This window comes from Agreia bicolorata, assembly GCF_000938265.1.
In the GTDB taxonomy this organism is placed as follows: Bacteria; Actinomycetota; Actinomycetes; order Actinomycetales; family Microbacteriaceae; genus Agreia; species Agreia bicolorata.
Genome location: NZ_JYFC01000001.1, coordinates 166,620 through 183,527, shown reverse-complemented (window position 1 = coordinate 183,527; position 16,908 = coordinate 166,620). Strand labels below are relative to the sequence as shown.

General features: G+C 65.6%; 17 protein-coding genes and 1 tRNA gene. 17 read left to right on the top strand and 1 reads right to left on the bottom strand.

Features of this window, described 5'->3' with window-relative positions; all coding sequences use genetic code 11:
- Positions 1-16: 16 nt before the first annotated feature.
- Genes recO through TZ00_RS00835 form a run of 3 tightly spaced genes read left to right on the top strand, consistent with a single transcriptional unit; the run spans position 17 to position 2,024 of the window.
- A complete protein-coding gene (recO, locus tag TZ00_RS00845; protein WP_044438555.1) occupies positions 17-772 on the top strand; it encodes a DNA repair protein RecO in 756 nt (251 codons plus the stop codon).
- Entirely contained in the window at positions 769-1,575 is an 807-nt protein-coding gene (locus TZ00_RS00840; RefSeq protein WP_044438553.1) for an isoprenyl transferase, read from the top strand. Before recO ends, TZ00_RS00840 begins: the two co-directional genes overlap by 4 nt.
- Before the next feature lie 47 nt (positions 1,576-1,622).
- On the top strand, positions 1,623-2,024 hold the full coding sequence (locus TZ00_RS00835) for a hypothetical protein (protein ID WP_044438551.1): 402 nt from the start codon (positions 1,623-1,625) through the stop codon (positions 2,022-2,024).
- Between the two features lie 90 nt (positions 2,025-2,114).
- Here the strand turns inward: TZ00_RS00835 and TZ00_RS00830 are convergent, their stop codons facing one another.
- Positions 2,115-2,603 (bottom strand): aminoacyl-tRNA deacylase, encoded by a 489-nt coding sequence (locus TZ00_RS00830; RefSeq protein ID WP_044438549.1) that lies wholly within the window; start codon positions 2,601-2,603, stop codon positions 2,115-2,117.
- Positions 2,604-2,694: 91 nt separating this feature from the next.
- Here TZ00_RS00830 and TZ00_RS00825 point away from each other — a divergent pair, with 91 nt between their 5' ends.
- The 14 genes from TZ00_RS00825 (at position 2,695) to TZ00_RS00765 (ending at position 16,901) form a co-directional block, all read left to right on the top strand.
- Entirely contained in the window at positions 2,695-3,402 is a 708-nt protein-coding gene (locus tag TZ00_RS00825; protein WP_044438547.1) for a DsbA family oxidoreductase, read from the top strand.
- The gene (locus TZ00_RS19875; RefSeq protein WP_161793710.1) at positions 3,399-3,557 is read left to right on the top strand and encodes a hypothetical protein; all 159 of its coding nucleotides are present in this window, start codon (positions 3,399-3,401) and stop codon (positions 3,555-3,557) included. Before TZ00_RS00825 ends, TZ00_RS19875 begins: the two co-directional genes overlap by 4 nt.
- A 90-nt stretch (positions 3,558-3,647) precedes the next feature.
- Positions 3,648-4,853, top strand: coding sequence for a tRNA dihydrouridine synthase DusB (gene dusB / locus TZ00_RS00820; protein ID WP_044438545.1), 1,206 nt, complete (start codon positions 3,648-3,650; stop codon positions 4,851-4,853).
- Positions 4,854-4,857: 4 nt separating this feature from the next.
- The gene (locus TZ00_RS00815; RefSeq protein WP_044438543.1) at positions 4,858-6,135 is read left to right on the top strand and encodes a deoxyguanosinetriphosphate triphosphohydrolase; all 1,278 of its coding nucleotides are present in this window, start codon (positions 4,858-4,860) and stop codon (positions 6,133-6,135) included.
- On the top strand, positions 6,135-8,030 hold the full coding sequence (gene dnaG, locus TZ00_RS00810; protein ID WP_044438541.1) for a DNA primase: 1,896 nt from the start codon (positions 6,135-6,137) through the stop codon (positions 8,028-8,030). Before TZ00_RS00815 ends, dnaG begins: the two co-directional genes overlap by 1 nt.
- Positions 8,031-8,224: 194 nt before the next feature.
- Positions 8,225-9,862, top strand: a complete 1,638-nt coding sequence (locus TZ00_RS00805) for an ABC transporter substrate-binding protein (protein WP_044438539.1) — start codon at positions 8,225-8,227, stop codon at positions 9,860-9,862.
- Positions 9,863-9,985: 123 nt separating this feature from the next.
- Positions 9,986-11,071, top strand: a complete 1,086-nt coding sequence (locus tag TZ00_RS00800; protein WP_152631068.1) for an ABC transporter permease — start codon at positions 9,986-9,988, stop codon at positions 11,069-11,071.
- Positions 11,072-11,073: 2 nt separating this feature from the next.
- Positions 11,074-12,117 carry an ABC transporter permease gene (locus TZ00_RS00795; RefSeq protein ID WP_044438537.1) on the top strand — a complete coding sequence of 348 codons (1,044 nt, stop codon included), beginning with the start codon at positions 11,074-11,076 and terminating at the stop codon, positions 12,115-12,117.
- Entirely contained in the window at positions 12,114-13,847 is a 1,734-nt protein-coding gene (locus TZ00_RS00790) for a dipeptide ABC transporter ATP-binding protein (protein WP_044438536.1), read from the top strand. Before TZ00_RS00795 ends, TZ00_RS00790 begins: the two co-directional genes overlap by 4 nt.
- A gap of 11 nt (positions 13,848-13,858) precedes the next feature.
- A complete protein-coding gene (locus TZ00_RS00785; protein WP_044438534.1) occupies positions 13,859-14,671 on the top strand; it encodes an ATP-binding cassette domain-containing protein in 813 nt (270 codons plus the stop codon).
- Positions 14,668-15,663, top strand: coding sequence for a D-isomer specific 2-hydroxyacid dehydrogenase family protein (locus tag TZ00_RS00780; protein WP_084605827.1), 996 nt, complete (start codon positions 14,668-14,670; stop codon positions 15,661-15,663). Before TZ00_RS00785 ends, TZ00_RS00780 begins: the two co-directional genes overlap by 4 nt.
- A 68-nt stretch (positions 15,664-15,731) precedes the next feature.
- Positions 15,732-15,804 (top strand) — tRNA-Asn (locus TZ00_RS00775).
- Between the two features lie 75 nt (positions 15,805-15,879).
- On the top strand, positions 15,880-16,599 hold the full coding sequence (locus TZ00_RS00770) for an AzlC family ABC transporter permease (RefSeq protein ID WP_044438533.1): 720 nt from the start codon (positions 15,880-15,882) through the stop codon (positions 16,597-16,599).
- Positions 16,596-16,901, top strand: coding sequence for an AzlD domain-containing protein (locus tag TZ00_RS00765; protein WP_044438532.1), 306 nt, complete (start codon positions 16,596-16,598; stop codon positions 16,899-16,901). Before TZ00_RS00770 ends, TZ00_RS00765 begins: the two co-directional genes overlap by 4 nt.
- Positions 16,902-16,908: the final 7 nt, after the last annotated feature.

The window sequence follows — 16,908 nt, the reverse complement described above, 5'->3', positions numbered from 1 at the left end:
GGGTCGATAATGGAACGTGCCTGTTTACCGTGACGACTGCGTTGTGCTGCGCACCCACAAGCTGGGTGAGGCCGACCGCATCGTCACCATGCTCACGCGTCAGCACGGCAAGGTCCGTGCGGTGGCTCGCGGGGTGCGTCGCACGGGGTCGAAGTTCGGCGCGCGACTCGAGCCCTTTATGGTCGCCGATGTTCAGTTCTACGAGGGCCGTTCGCTCGACACCGTCACGCAGGCCGAGACGATCTCCTCGTATGGGGCCGCCATCACCGCCGACTACGCGAGTTACACCGCGGCCAGTGCCATGGTCGAGACGGCAGACAAACTGAGCGAGGCCGAAGCAGGGCTCCCGCAGTACCTTCTGCTGGTCGGCGCTCTCCGCTCCCTGTCGCGAGGCGAGCACGGCGCGAGCCTCACCCTCGACTCCTATCTTTTGCGCGCCCTCTCGATGGCCGGATGGGCGCCGAGTTTTCACGATTGCGCCGTGACGGGCGAGCCCGGGCCGCATTCCGCCTTCGTCGTGCAACTCGGAGGAGTGGTCAGCGACTCGGTGGCCCCACCGGGCACGATCCGTCTCGACGAGCAGACGATCGGTCTCCTCAGCGCTCTGCTCACCGGAGACTGGGCGCGGGCCGACGCGGCCGATCAGGCATCCCGGTCGAAAGCGAGTGGTGTCGTGTCGGCTTATACGCAGTGGCACCTGGAGCGCGGATTGCGTTCCCTCGAGCACGTCGACCGCTCAGCCCAGAAACAGCGCCGGGAGGCCGTGTCGTGAGCAGATCCAGAGCATCGGACGTTCCAGAGTTCCGTCCCCTCGACTGGACAGGCGTCTACCCGCCCGACATCCCACGCGGTCAGGTTCCCAGCCATGTCGCGGTCGTGATGGACGGCAACGGGCGCTGGGCGAATTCCCGGGGGCTGACCCGGGTGGAGGGGCATCGCGCGGGCGAAGCGGCGCTGCTCGACGTGGTGGCCGGCGCCATCCAGATCGGTGTCAAGCACCTCAGCGTCTACGCCTTCTCGACCGAGAACTGGAAGCGCTCACCCGATGAGGTGCGCTTTCTTATGGGGTTCAATCGCGAGGTGCTGCATCGCCGCCGAGATCAGCTCAACGAGTGGGGTGTGCGCATCCGCTGGGCCGGACGCAAGCCGAGACTCTGGGCGAGCGTCATCAAGGATCTGCAGGTCGCCGAGCAGATGACCGCGACGAACAGCACCATGACGCTCAGCATGTGCGTGAACTACGGCGGTCGCAACGAGATCGTGGATGCGGTGACCGCCATCGCCGAAGACGTGCGAGCCGGCCGCCTGAAGCCCTCGGGAATCAGCGAGAAGACGATCCAGAAGCATCTCTACCTGCCAGACCTGCCCGATGTCGACCTCTTCGTACGCAGTTCGGGCGAGCAGCGCACCAGTAACTTTCAACTGTGGCAGTCGGCCTACGCCGAGATGGTCTTCCTCGACACCCTCTGGCCCGATTTCACACGTCTCGACCTCTGGCAAGCCATCGAGCACTACACGGGCCGCTCCCGTAGGTTCGGCGGCGCGATCGATGCACCCTCGGCGCCTGCCGTCTGAGTCGGGCGAGACCCGCTGAGTCGGGCGAAGCCCGCTAGCCTGACAGCATGTCGGATCTCACGCGCGTTGACTCTCACCCGGTGTCGCAACCCGAACCTCCCTTGGTGGTCATCGGTGAGATAGCGGTCACCAGCAGCTGGCTCGTGACACCCGCCGGCACGGTTCCTCTTGCCGGCACGGAGTTCTTCGTCACCGACTTCACCCGCGTGGAGCAGAAGACTCCGACGTGGGCCATCGTGCTCGCCATCGTGGGGTTCTTTTTCGTCTTCGTGCTCAGCCTGCTCTTTCTGCTTGCGCGCGAATCCCGGTTGACCGGATTCGTGCAGGTCACGGCGCGCAACGGTCGCCTGCAATACCAGAGCAATGTCCCGGTGACGAGCGCGGCGACGGCCCCGGATGTGTTCGGTCGCGTGCAGTACGCGCGTCACGTCGTATCTCTGGCCGGCTAGCGAACCGTCGAGCGCGCCGTTAGCGGGCACGTGCGCAGCCGCCGTCGGCGCGCTCGCCCGATAAGCGCGCTCTCGACCAGCGCGTCGACGTCAGGCCTGTCGCGGTGTGAGCTCGTCGGTGATGTCCGCGACCGTCGCACCGTAGGCATCCAGAAGCGCGTCGGCGTCGACGAAGGCCGACAGGCCGTGCTCGCCGGCGCCGAGCGCGATGCGACGACCGATGACACGCTCATCGGCGAAGACGGGCCACGCGGTCGTGCTTCCAAGGGGAGTGATCGTGCCTCGCTCGTAGCCCGTGGCATCCCGGGCCACGTCCTGGTGGGGCAGCGAGAGCTTGTTGACCCCGACGACCGCGCGCAGCTTCGCCCAGCTGATCTGACGGTCGCCCGGCACGAGGGCGAACACGAAGTCGCCGTCATGCCGCTTGACCACAAGGGTCTTCACCATCGCCGACGGGTCGAGGCCAAGTCTCTCCGCAGCCTCTTCGAGACTGTTTGCGGGCGGGCGTTCGACGATCTCCACCGCAAGCCCGCGGCGTGCCGCATCATCGATCACCCGGTCGCGTCCTGACGTCGTCATGAACGGAGTAAACCACGGGCTCGCCCCAAAACTTCCGACAACTCCGCCGAGGCCGGGAATAGCCGACGCGGGTGCGCCGTTGATATCGGCTGTGACCGATTCTCAGACACTCAGCGTCCCTGCGTCCATCAAAGTCGATGTCTGGAGCGACATCGCGTGCCCGTGGTGCTACATCGGCAAGCGCAAACTCGAAGCCGGAATCGAGGCGTACGCCACGCAGCCGGGCGCCCCGGCCGTCGAGATCGAGTACCACAGCTTCGAGCTCTCGCCCGATACCCCCGTCGACTTCGATGGCGACGAGGTCGACTTCCTCTCCAAGCACAAGGGCATCCCGGCCGAGCAGGCGAGGCAGATGATCACCCGCGTCGTGGGCATCGCCGAAGATGTGGGACTCCACTACGACTACGACGCTCTGCAGCACGCGAACACGGTGAAGGCACACGAGCTCATCCACTACGCCAAGTCGAAGGGCGTGCAGCTTCAGGCAAAAGAGCGGCTGCTCAAGGCCTACTTCGAAGAGGGCCGCAATGTCGGTCGTATCGACGACCTGGCAGACCTCGCCGCCGAGATCGGACTCGACCGTGACGACGTCGTGCGATCGCTGACATCGGGGGAGTACCTGGGCGCCGTCCGAGCCGACCAGCGCCAGGCTCAGGAGTATGGAATCCAGGGGGTTCCCTTCTTCGTGATCGATGGCAAGTACGGCGTGTCCGGCGCGCAGGATGCCGCCACGTTCGTCGAGGTGTTCGGCCAGGTCGCGGGCGAGCGCGACGGCTCCGCCGCCGAGGTATCAGCATGACGTCGGCAGTCGAGCCGGCGGGGGCGACTGAGGTGACCACCGCGTCGACACTGGCCGCACCGGATGCGCCCGGCTTGCGCATGGTCGGCGCATCCGGGGCCGTGTGCGTCGACGGCGTCTGCAGCATCGAGAGCGTGGCGCCGCCGTCTCGCTAGCCCACGGTCGGCCGTAGTTGACCGGCGTCGTCCACAGCCGTCGCCCCGCCTGCCCCGCCCCCATCAAATCTCTGGGAGAATCGACACGTCATGAATTCCTCCCTCGCAACGGTCGATACGGCCGTCACTCCGGCTCCTGCCCTCCGCATCGGGCCGATCGAACTTGAGGTGCCCGTCGTGCTCGCGCCCATGGCCGGCATCACCAACACCGCATATCGTCGGCTCTGCCGCGAATACGGCGCCGGTCTCTACGTCAGCGAGATGATCACAAGCCGCGCGCTGGTCGAGCGCACCCCGGAGTCGATGCGGCTCATTCGCCATCACCCGTCTGAGACTCTGCGCTCGATTCAGCTCTACGGAGTCGATCCGGCCACGATGCGCCAGGCCGTCACCATGCTGGTCGACGAGAACCTCGCAGACCACATCGACATGAACTTCGGGTGCCCGGTGGCCAAGGTCACCCGTAAGGGCGGCGGGTCCGCTCTGCCATGGAAGCTCGGGCTGTTCCGGCAGATCGTCGAGCAGGCGGTCGAGGCAGCCGGCGACATTCCCGTGACGGTCAAGATGCGCAAGGGCATCGACGACGATCATCTGACCTATCTCGAAGCGGCTCGCGCGGCAGAGGGCGCCGGCGTCAAGTCCATCGCCCTGCACGCCCGCACCGCTGCTGACTTCTATTCGGGCCAGGCCGACTGGTCGGCGATCGCCACCCTCAAAGAAACCATCACCAGCATCCCTGTGCTCGGCAACGGCGACATCTGGTCGGCCGACGATGCCATCCGCATGGTTGACGAGACCGGATGCGACGGGGTCGTCGTCGGGCGCGGATGCCTGGGCAGGCCCTGGCTTTTCGGCGATCTTGCAGACGCGTTCCGCGTTCGCATCGGCCAGCTCGACGCATCCGTCGCACGGGAGTCGCGCGCCGCGCCAACGCTCGGCGAGGTGGCGTCCGCCATCCGCCGGCACACCGAGCTTCTCTCGGAGTTCTTCGAAGACGAAGACCGGGCATGCCGAGATATTCGCAAGCATGTCGCCTGGTACTTCAAGGGCTATCCCGTGGGCCACGAGGTTCGTGCGAGCCTCAGCATGGTCAAGTCGCTCGCCGAGATGGATGCCGTGCTTGCCACGCTCGACGGCTCGCTGCCATATCCGGGCATCGACGCAGAAGGCCCGCGGGGTCGTGCCGGTTCGCCAAAGCGGCCGTCGCTTCCCGACAAGTGGCTCGAGTCGCGCGACCTCGCTCTGCCCGAGCGCGCCGAGCTTGCGAGCGCCGAGCTGCACCACAGTGGTGGCTAGAACCATGAGAGCCTTCTCAGATATCGCCTCCGCACCGACCGTTCTTCCTGCGGGGTATGAGCCTCACGACAGCGAACGAATCGTTGCCGAGCAGCACTCGTCACGCCGCAGCGACTTCGCCCGTGACCGCGCCCGCATTCTGCATTCGAGCGCCTTTCGTCGGCTCGCCGCCAAGACGCAGGTGCTCTCTCCTGCCGACCTCGACTTCGCCCGCAACCGTCTCACGCACTCCCTCGAAGTGGCCCAGGTGGGGCGCGAACTCGCCACGAGCCTTGGCCTCGACCCCGATGTGGTCGACACCGCCTGCCTCGCCCATGACCTGGGGCATCCGCCCTTCGGTCACAACGGAGAAAGGGCTTTGGCCGAGTGGGCCGCCGACATCGGCGGCTTCGAGGGCAACGCGCAGAGCCTGCGAATACTCACTCGGCTCGAGCCCAAGGTGATCTACGCCGACGGCACGAGCGCCGGGCTCAACCTCACCCGAGCAAGTCTCGACGCGAGCTGCAAATACCCGTGGACAATCGAGGACGCGATCGGCGACCCCAGCGGTCGGGCGAAGTACGGCGTGTACCCCGAAGACGATGCCGCCTTCCGTTGGCTACGCCAGGGGGCGCCTGCGGGTCAGAAGTGCATCGAGGCCCAGGTCATGGACCTGTCTGATGACATCGCGTATTCGGTGCACGACTTCGAAGACGCGGTGCTGACCGGCTACATCGATGTGGGGGCACTCGGCGCCCGGGCAGATCACGACGATCTCGTGGCGGCGATCTCGTCGTGGGTCGGCGACGACTTCAGTCGCGACGAATTGACAGCCGCCTTCGACGAGCTGACCTCCCTCGAGATCTGGCTTGACGGCTGGGACGGGTCACGGCTCGCCCAGGGCCGACTGAAGAATCTCACGAGTCAGCTCATCGGCCGTTTCGCGGGGCGCTCCACTGCCGCTACGCGCGAGGCCTACTCGGCCCCGGCGCTTGCCCGGTTCGGTGGAAGCGTTGTCGTGCCCCGGCTCGTGGAGGCCCAGATCGCCGTGCTGAAGGGCATTGTCGCCGCCTACGTTATGGCCAGCGATTCCCGCCAGCCGCTCTACGTCGAACAGCGCGCCATCCTCACCTCGCTCGCCACCGAGCTTCTGCGGCTGGGCGAGGGCGCTCTCGAGGTAGCGTTCGCGGCCGACTGGCGCGAAGCATCCGATGACGCGGCGCGCAAGCGCGTCGTGGTCGACCAGGTGGCCAGCCTCACCGACCAGTCGGCGATCGCCTGGAGCAGGGGACTGCTCGGCTGATGGCTGGACTGATTCTGCGGCGCGACATCGACGAGGTCAGGTCGCGCATCAACCTGGGCGACGTTGTCGGAGAATACGTCACCTTGAAGAGCGCCGGCGTCGGGTCGATGAAGGGCCTGTGCCCGTTCCACGACGAACGCAGCCCGAGCTTCCACGTTCGCCCGCAGGTGGGGTATTACCACTGCTTCGGCTGCGGCGAAGGCGGCGACGTCTTCACGTTCTTGCAGAAGATGGATCACGTGTCGTTCAGCGAGGCCGTTGAGCGCATGGCCGCCCGCATCGGCTTCGAACTGCACTACGAAGACGGGGGAGCCCCGTCTGACTACTCGAGCAGAGCTCGCCTCCTGGCGGCGAACGATGCCGCCCGCGAGTTCTTCATCGAACAGCTCATGACGCCCGAAGCCGACGTGGGCCGACGCTTTCTCGGCGAACGCGGCTTCGACGCGTCGGCGGCCCAGCGCTTCGGCGTGGGCTTCGCGCCCAAAGGGTGGGACATCCTCGGAAAGCATCTCCGGTCGAAGGGGTTCACGGCCGAGGAGCTCACCGCGGCCGGGCTCACGAGCGCGGGGGAGAAGGGCAGCTACGACAGATTCCGTGGACGCCTCATCTGGCCGATCCGCGACCAGACCGGCCAGACGGTCGGATTCGGTGCGCGTCGTCTGCTCGACGACGACAAAGGGCCCAAGTACTTGAACACGCCCGAGACTCTCGTCTATCACAAGTCTCAGGTGCTCTACGGGCTCGACCTGGCCAAGCGCGACATCGCTCGAAGCCACCAGGTGGTCATTGTCGAGGGATACACCGACGTGATGGCCTGCCACCTGGCGGGGGTCACCACCGCGGTGGCCACGTGCGGCACCTCCTTCGGCGTCGATCACATCAAGGTCATGCGTCGTGTGCTCTCCGACGACACTGCGGGCCTCGGCGAGGTCATCTTCACCTTCGACCCGGATGCCGCGGGCCAGAAGGCCGTGCTGCGCGCGTTCAGCGAGGAGCACCGCTTCGCCGCGCAGACCTACGTCGCCGTCGCTCCCGATGGACTCGACCCGTGCGACCTCAGGCTCGGTCGGGGAGACGACGCGGTGCGGCGTCTCGTCACCGGCAAGAAGCCCATGTTCGAGTTCGTGATCAAGCAGCGCCTCTCGACCTTCGACCTCAACACGGTCGAGGGCCGCGTCGCTGCCCTACGGGCGGCGGCTCCTGTCGTGGCCGACATCCGTGATCCCTCGATCCGCCCGGGATACGCGCGTGAACTCGCCCGGCTGCTCGGCATGGACCTCGGCGAGGTCGGTCGAGCCGTGGATGCCGCGGGCAGGTCGAGCGAGCATGCCGCGTCGCGAGAACTCGAGTCCCCGCGACTGGCACCGGCCGCCGAAGGCGGGCCGGCATCCATCACCTCGCTCGAGGTCGCACCCCCCGTGGCGATCTCGCTGACGAGCCTGCCGAGCACCACGGCGACCCGCCTCGAGCGCGATGCGCTGATGGCGATGCTGCAGTTTCCGAACAGCGTCGGCAAAGATCTCCTGGCTCGAGGAACCGCCGTGGCCTTCAGCAACGGCGCACTGGCTGCGGTACGCGACGCGGTGGCCATGCGGCTCAACTCATTCGACAAACCCGAGTGGGCGGCGATTATCCAGGAGACGGTTCCCGACCCGGTGAAGACGCTCGTCGCGCAGCTCGCCGTCGCTCCCGTGCCGGAGCGACCGGAAAGGGAGCTCGACGTCTACCTGCAGCAGGTGGTGCTCTCTCTCGTCGAGCGCGATCTCGTTCGTCGCAAGGAGGAACTGCTCGGGCAGTTCCAGCGCACCGACGCGGCCACCCAGCCCGAGGAGCATCGCTCGCTGCAACGCCAGCTGATGCAGGTCGAGGCCGACAGGCGTGCGCTGCGCGAATAGCTGAAGATGGCAGCAAATCGACGCTGTTCGACGGGAACCGGCTTGTTTCGATCCGGTAAACATGTTCCTTGTCGCTCTCTGTCAGCTTGGTGACAGTTCGTCTGCTGCGGTATGACTGGGGTACAGCAATCACGGTATGCCCCGATTCGGGGTACATCTGTGTCTGAGACATCACTCCAGAGAGGTAGACGGATATGAGATCCGCATCCACACGTACGGTGCGCGGCATCGCATTGCTCGCCGGAACAGCAGCGGCAGCACTGGTGCTCGCCGGGTGCTCCGGCGGCGGCGGCAGCAGCACGGGCAGCGCCATCACCATCGGCACGACCGACAAGGTCACCGTTCTCGACCCAGCAGGGTCGTACGACAACGGATCGTTCGCCGTGATGAACCAGGTGTTCCCGTTCCTCATGAACACCCCGTACGGAAGCCCCGACGTCGAGCCTGACATCGCAGAGAAGGCCGAGTTCACGTCGCCGACCGAATACACCGTCACCCTCAAGCCGGGCCTGAAGTTCGCGAACGGACACGATCTCACCTCGTCGGACGTGAAGTTCAGCTTCGATCGCCAGCTCGCCATCGCCGACCCGAACGGCCCGTCGTCGCTGCTCTACAACCTCGACTCGGTCGCCGCACCCGACGACACCACGGTCGTCTTTACGCTGAAGACCGAGAACGACCAGGTGTTCCCGCAGATTCTGTCCAGCCCCGCGGGCCCCATCGTCGATGAGGAGGTCTTCGCGGCCGACAAGGTCACCAGCGACAAAGAGATCGTCGACGGCAAGGCCTTCGCCGGACAGTACGAGATCACCAGCTACGACTTCAACAACCTGATCGCCTACAAGGCGTACTCCGGCTACAAGGGCGTTCTGGGCGCGGCGAAGACCGACGTCGTCAACGTGAAGTACTACGCCGACGCGTCGAACCTCAAGCTCGACATCCAGGAGGGCAACATCGACGTGGCGTTCCGCAGCCTGTCGGCGACCGACATCTCCGACCTCTCTACTAACGACAAGGTGAAGGTCGTCAACGGCCCCGGTGGAGAGATCCGCTACATCGTCTTCAACTTCGACACGCAGCCCTACGGCGCGAAGACGCCAGAGGCAGATGCGGCGAAGGCCCTTGCGGTTCGCAAGGCCGTTGCCGACGTCGTCGACCGCCAGGAGATCGCCACCCAGGTCTACAAGGACACCTACACGCCCCTGTACTCCTATGTTCCGCAGGGCCTCACCGGTGCAACCGAGTCGCTGAAGCCGCTGTATGGAGACGGCAACGGCGGAGCCGATGTCGAGAAGGCGAAGGCCGATCTGACCGCAGCTGGCGTCACCGTACCCGTGAAGCTGAGCCTGCAGTACAACACCGATCACTACGGCCCGGGCTCCAGCGACGAGTACGCGCTGATCAAAGACCAGCTCGACTCGAGCGGACTCTTCACAGTCGACCTGCAGTCGACCGAGTACGTGCAGTACGCGAAGGACCGCGTCGCCGACGCCTACCCGGCGTACCAGCTCGGATGGTTCCCTGACTACTCCGACGCCGACAACTACCTGACGCCGTTCTTCCTGAACCCGACGGGCAAGGAGAGCTTCCTGCAGAGCCACTACCAGAACCCGGCTGTCGACAGCCTCGTGCTGGAGCAGGGAGTGACGACCGACCCGGCCGCGCGCACCGCTCTCATCGAGAAGATCCAGGACACCGTCGCCGGTGACCTTCCGACCATCCCGCTGCTCCAGGGAGCCCAGGTAGCCGTTACCGGAACCACGGTGACGGGCACCAGCGACACGCTCGACGCGTCGTTCAAGTTCCGCTACGCAGCACTGGCCAAAGGCTAGATCCATCGCAGGCTAGAGTTCCTCTAGCGCGATCTCAGGGGCGAGGCGTCGTGCGTCTCGCCCCTGATCTGCTTGTCGGCCACCCACTCGTCTAACCAGGGACTTCTTCTTGTGACTGCAGAATTGGCAACTCCGGATCCCGCATCCGCGGCACCGCCCGTCACGGCTCGCCGTTCGGCATCCAGCGGCGGAGGACTGCTGCGCTATCTCATCGTGCGCTTTCTTCTCATCATCCCCACCATCTTCATTCTGGTGACCCTCGTGTTCGTGCTCATGCGCTCCACAGGCGATCCCATCACCGCGGCTCAGGGCGGCAAGCTCACCGCTGCCGAACTCGCCAAGCGCATCCACGATGCGGGCTATGACCGCCCGATTCTCGTGCAGTACTTCGAGTACATCGGGCAGGTCTTCACCGGAAACTTCGGCAACACCATTACCGACAACCGCCCGGTGACCGAGGTGCTCTACACCTATGGCGGCGCGACCTTGGAGCTGGCGTTCTACGCTCTCATCGTCGCCTTCATCGTCGGAATCCCGCTCGGCATGGTGGCCGCGTACTTCCGTGACAACGCTCCGGATGCGTTTCTCCGCATCTTCGCCATCCTCTGCTACGCCACCCCGGTGTTCTTCGCCGGCCTGCTGCTGAAGCTGATCTTCGCGGTCTGGCTGCACGTGCTTCCAGTGGCCGGGCGTGCCTCGACCGGTGCCGAACTCCAGATGCAGGTGCTGCCAGGCAAAACGGGCATCTACTTGATCGACGCGTTTCAGACCGGCAACCCCGATGTCATCGGGGATGTACTGTCGCACGCGGTGCTGCCCGGCATCGCCCTCGGCCTTCTCACTGCCGGAGTCTTCCTCAGGCTTGTGCGCACCAACCTCATCGGCACGCTGGGCACCGACTACGTCGACGCAGCCCGATCCCGCGGAGTGAACGAGTTTCGGCTGGTGCGCAAGCACGCCTACCGCCCCGCGCTCATTCCCATCATCACGGTGATCGGACTCCAGATCGCGCTGCTTCTCGGCGGCGCGGTGCTGACAGAGACCACATTCGAATGGAAGGGGCTCGGCTTCCAGCTCGCGCAGTATCTTGCCTCGCGCGACTTCGTGGCTGTGCAGGGCATCGTGGCCCTCCTCGCCGTGATCGTCGCCGTGACCAATTTCATCGTCGACGTCATCGCCGCCCTCATCGACCCCCGAGTGAGGTACTGACCATGTCCCGTCTCTCAACGCCGTCCCGCCCGCGCCGAAGCTTGGCTTCGCGCATCCCACTCTTCGATCAGGTGCGTTCCAGCATCGGCCTGCAACGAGGGATGCTGGTGGCCGGCCTGGTCATCACCCTCGCTTTTGTTCTCGTGGCGATCCTCGCCCCCGTGATAGCCCCGTTCGGATTCTCACAGCTACGCTCGGACGGCGTGGCCTTCGGGGCTCAACAGCCGCCTTCGTCGTCGCATCTGCTCGGTACGACCGTCGGCGGCTACGACGTGTTCTCGCGCGTTCTCTGGGGTGCCCAGACGGCCCTGCTGACGATCATCGTCTCGGTGCTGCTGTCGATCTTCATCGGCATCGCGCTGGGCCTGATCTCCGGATATCTCGGCGGCTGGCTCGACCGAGTGCTCGTCGTCGTGTGCGATGCCGTCTACGCGTTTCCGTCGCTGCTGCTCGCGATCGTGATGTCGATCGTGATCTCCGGAGGCAGATCGGATCTGACCGGAGGAATCCTGGCGGCATCCATCTCGATCACGGTCGTCTTCATTCCGCAGTACTTCAGAGTGATCCGGGCCGAGACAGTTCGCATCAAGAACGAGGCCTACGTCGAGTCGGCCAAGGTGATCGGCACCCGGGCCCCTCGAATCATCCTGCGGCACGTACTGCGCAACGCGACGCGCTCGCTGCCCCTGCTGCTGACCCTCAACTCCTCCGAAGCGCTGCTCACCCTCGCGGGCCTCGGGTTCCTCGGTTTCGGTATCGAGCCTTCGGCCGCAGCGGAGTGGGGCTACGACCTCAATAAGGCGCTGTCCGATGTCACCAGCGGCATCTGGTGGACGGCTCTCTTCCCTGGTCTTGCGATCGTGCTCGCCGTGCTTGGCATCACCCTCGTGGGGGAGAGTCTCAACGATCTGGCCGATCCACGACTCCGCGGACGGCGCGCGGCCGTCGACTCCGGTGCCCCGAGTGCCGACAACGGTGCCGTTCCCCACGGCGCGGGAGCCTCAGGCGCCCCCCTGATCGACTCGAACGAGGAGGCTCGATCATGAGCATCGCCGACGGCACTGTCAGCACCGACAACAAGAGCGTCGATGACATCGTCGCCATCACCGACTTGCGAGTGACCTTCGCGACGGATGGCGGCGCGGTGCGTGCCGTCGACGGAGTTTCGATCTCCGTTCGTCCGAGGGAGATCGTGGCGATCGTCGGTGAGAGTGGCAGCGGCAAGAGCGTGACCGCCAAGTCGATTCTCGGTCTCGTACCCGCCACCGCCACGTCGTCAGGTTCGATTCTGCTGCGGAGTCGAGACCGCACGCGCACCACCGACGTCGTCGCGGCCTCGGCCAATAAGCTCCGAGAACTTCGCGGCGAAGACGTCGCCATGGTGTTCCAAGAACCGTCGACGGCGTTGAACCCCGTCTATACCGTCGGTTGGCAGATCGCCGAGGGCATCCGGGCGCACGGCTCTGTGTCGCGCGCCGACGCCAAGAAGCAGGCCATCGACATCCTGCGCCGGGTGGGAATACCCGACCCGGAGACCCGGGTCAACTACTATCCGCACCAGTTCTCGGGTGGCCAGAAGCAGCGCGTGGTCATCGCAATGGCGCTCGTGCTCAACCCGGGCCTCATCGTCGCCGACGAGCCCACGACCGCCCTCGATGTGACCGTGCAGGCCGAGATCCTCGATCTGCTCCGCCGCCTGCGCGACGAGTTCGACACCGCGATCGTGCTGATCACGCACAATATGGGCGTGGTCGCCGATCTCGCCGACCGCGTCGTCGTGATGTATCAGGGCAAGGTCGTCGAAGAGGCGGATGCCCGAACCCTCTTCGCATCGCCCCAAGACGACTACACGAAGCAGCTCCTCGCCGCCGTTCCCCACATCGGCCAAGGAGAGGCGCGCGCGGCCGTTCGCACTCAGGAGCGTCTCGAGCGCGAGTCCTCCACGACACCTGTTGTCGCCGCTCGCGACCTGGTCATCGAGTACCCCGGGCGCCTCGGCCGAGGCGGCTTCCGGGCGGTGAACGGCGTCTCCTTCGAGATCAAGGAGGGCGAGGTTCTCGGGCTCGTGGGGGAGTCGGGCTCAGGCAAGACCACGATCGGTCGTGCGATCGCCGGTCTCTCGAAGGTCACCGGCGGCTCGCTCAACGTGCTCGGTCGCGAGATGCTCGGCATCAAAGAGCGTTCCTTCCGTAGTGCCCGGGTCGACATCGGCTTCGTCTTTCAAGACCCGGCGTCGAGTTTCAATCCTCTGCTCACCATCGCGGAATGCGTCGCCGAGCCGCTGGTCGTGCATGGCCGGGCGGCGGATGCCCGTGAGGCGCGCGCCCAGGTCGACGAACTTCTCGAGGCTGTGCAGCTGCCGAAGGCCTTCGGCGATCGCTACCCGCATGAGCTCAGCGGAGGTCAGAGGCAACGAGCGAGCCTGGCGCGCTCGATAGCTCTGCGACCGAAGCTTCTGATCGCCGATGAGCCCACCAGCGCACTCGACGTCTCGGTGCAGGCACGAGTGCTCGAGCTCTTCACCGAGCTGCAGAGGGAGTTCGGATTCGCGTCGCTGTTCATCAGTCACGATCTCGCTGTTGTCGACCTGCTCGCTGACCGCATTGCGGTGCTCTACAAGGGCGAACTCGTCGAAGAGGGAACGGGAGCCGAGGTCCTCGGTGCCCCGCGTCACCCCTACACGCAGAGGCTTCTGGCGTCGCTTCCCGTTCCGGATCCGATCGAACAGCAGGCGAGGCGCGAGGCGCTCCACCGACTTCAGGGGGTCGACGGCTAGGGTCGGTATCCATGAGCGAACGGATAATGACGGCGTCTGACGTCACGATCGAGTATCCGGCACACAGCGTCAGTTCCGCGCACACCGCGGTCAAGGGATTCACGCTGAATGTCGAGCCAGGCGAAATCATCGGCCTGGTGGGCTCGAGCGGGTCGGGCAAGTCGACGGTCGCCTCGGTGATCTCCGGATCTGCGGCCATGGCGCCGTCGCGCGACGGCGCTCCGCGCATCGTCGGTGGGGCGCTCTCGGTGCTCGGCTACGATCTCAAGCGCACCCGAGGCCGCAAGCTCAGCAGACTCACGTTCGGCATCGGGCATCTCGCACAGGATGCCGGTTCTACGTTGACCTCGAACATGACGGTCGCAGAGATCATTGCCGAGCCGCTGTTTCTGCGCGACAAGCACTTCGACGCCAACGACGCAGGGCTGAGAGCGGCAACCCTCCTCGACCGCCTGCTTCTGCCGGTCGGCATGCTCAACATGCTTCCGCACGAGCTCTCCAGCGGTCAGCGCCAGCGAGTCGCCGTCGCACGCGCCTTGGTCATGGACCCGGTCTTTCTGGTCGCCGACGAGCCGACCGCAGGCATCGATGTCTCCGTTCGCGGTCAGGTGGTCGACGTCATCGCCTCTCTCCAGCGTGATCGAGGGGCCAGCGCCATCATCATCAGCCACGATCTCGATGTGCTTCGTCGATCTGTTGATCGGATCGCCGTGCTGCACGAGGGCATGGTCGTGGGGCTGGGAACGATTGATGAGGTGCTCGACGATCCTCACCATCCCTACGTGCAGGGGCTTGCCCGCACCGTGTCCGGCGATCAGCGGTGAGCGATTCGCAGCATCATGAGATCCTGGCTGCGCCCCCGCACATCCCCGGTGATGATGCCCGTCCCGTTCCCGGTCCGATAGCGATCCTTCCGGAACAGGTTTCGCTCTTCGTCGATGCGGTCGAATCGGCTGGCGGGCAGGTCGCCGGTCTGTCGACGGATACCCGCGGAGTGATCTGGCTCGACCCCCAGGGAGCCGAGGAATTCGGTGAGATTCTTACCGAGAACCCTCAACTCAGTTGGATCCAGCTGCCGTACGCGGGAGTCGACGCTTTCGCCGACATTCTGAAGAGCTCTGCTCGGCCGACGCTGACCGTCACCAGCGCGAAGGGGGCGTTTGCCCAGCCCGTGGCGGAACACGCCCTTATGCTCACGCTGGCACTGCTACGCCGACTTCCCTTGCGTCTGCGAGCGACGTCATGGGGCGACGGCACGCTCGGAACCTCGCTCTATGGCCTCCACATCGTGATCGTGGGCGCCGGCGGAATCGCGCTCGAGCTCATCCGGCTTCTGCAGCCGTTCGGCGTCTCTGTGACGATCGTGCGGAGGGGCAGCACTCCCGTCGAGGGTGCCTCCGCAACGGTTTCGACGGACCGGCTCGACGCCGTCCTCCCTGGGGCGGACGTGCTCATTCTGGCGGCTGCCCTCACCGACGACACGCGCGGACTCATCGGAGAACAGCAGTTCGGTCAGATGAAGAATTCCTCCGTCGTCGTCAACATCGGACGAGGCGGGCTCGTGGTGACCGACGCCCTGGTCGATGCGCTGCAGACGGGCGCAATCGCCGGTGCAGGCATCGATGTGACAGACCCTGAGCCGCTTCCCGACGGGCATCCGCTGTGGAGTGCGCCGAATGTCATCATCACGCCGCACAGTGCCGACACGCCCGACATGACCCGCCCGCTGCTTGCCCGGAGGGTGGCGAACAACACGCGCGCCTTCCTCGGCGAAGGGGGATTCGACGGAGTAGTCGATCCGGTTGTGGGATACTGATGGAGGTCGATGAGCGTGACAAAGGCATCGCCGAATAGGTGATAGTGTAACTACGCTGTTTCCAGCAATCCTCGATAGCTCAATTGGCAGAGCAGTCGGCTGTTAACCGGCAGGTTCTTGGTTCGAGTCCAAGTCGGGGAGCGAAAAGGCCACCACGGGCTCCACCCCTGGTGGCCTTTTTTGTACCCGCCGCCGACACCGTAGAGCGATGACCCGATGAAGATCCGAAGCGCGGAGGACACCCGTGCCATCCGCGCAGCCCTGGCCGTGGGTCTGCCCACCGCGGCGTATGGCATTTCGTTCGGAGCTCTCGCGACACTGGGTGCGGGCCTCGACCTGTGGCAGACGATGGTGCTCAGCCTCGTGATGTTCACCGGCGGATCCCAATTCGCCCTGGTGGGGGTGCTTGCGGCGGGTGGGCTGTCCGCGTGGCCGTCAGCCGTCGCATCCGCCGCCCTGCTCGGTTCGCGCAATGCCGTGTACGCGATTCGGATGTCGCCGGTGATCGGGCCGGGATTCGCCCGTCGAGCTGCCGCCGCCCACCTGACGATCGACGAGTCGACGGCCGTCTCGAGCGCACAGAAGACGCTTCGAACCCAGAGGATCGGCTTCTGGTTGACGGGACTCGTCGTCTATGTCGGGTGGAACCTCACCACCGTGATCGGCGCCGTGATCGGCGACCTGCTGGGCGACGTGAGCGCCTATGGCCTCGATGCGGCAGCCGCAGCGGCATTCCTGGGGCTTCTCTGGCCGCGTCTGGTGAAGCTGCAGGCGCAGGCCGTGGCGGTGGCCGCCGCTTTCGTGGCCGCGCTTCTGACTCCTGTTCTGATGCCGGGGCTGCCCGTTCTCGTCGCGGCCCTCGTCGCCGTGCTGTTCGGCGCGACCAACTGGCTCGGTGGGCGGCGCACATCCAACGCGTCGACGGGTGCGCCATGACGGCCTGGCACGTCGTACTTCTCGCGTCCATCGTCTGCTTCGGCCTGAAGGCTCTCGGCTACCTGGTGCCGGCGCGCCTCATGGAGCGGCCGACGCCGGCACGCATGGTCGACCTGCTGACCGTGGCCCTTCTGGCTGCGCTCATCTCACTTCAGACGTTCGCCCGCGGTCAGGAGCTCGTGCTCGATGCCCGGCTGCCGGCCGTGCTCGTGGCCGCAGCGCTCTTCGCGCTACGCGTGCCGTTCATCGTGGTCGTCATCGCTGCCGCCCTCGTGGCAGCCGGCATCCGTGCCCTTACTTGAAGCGACG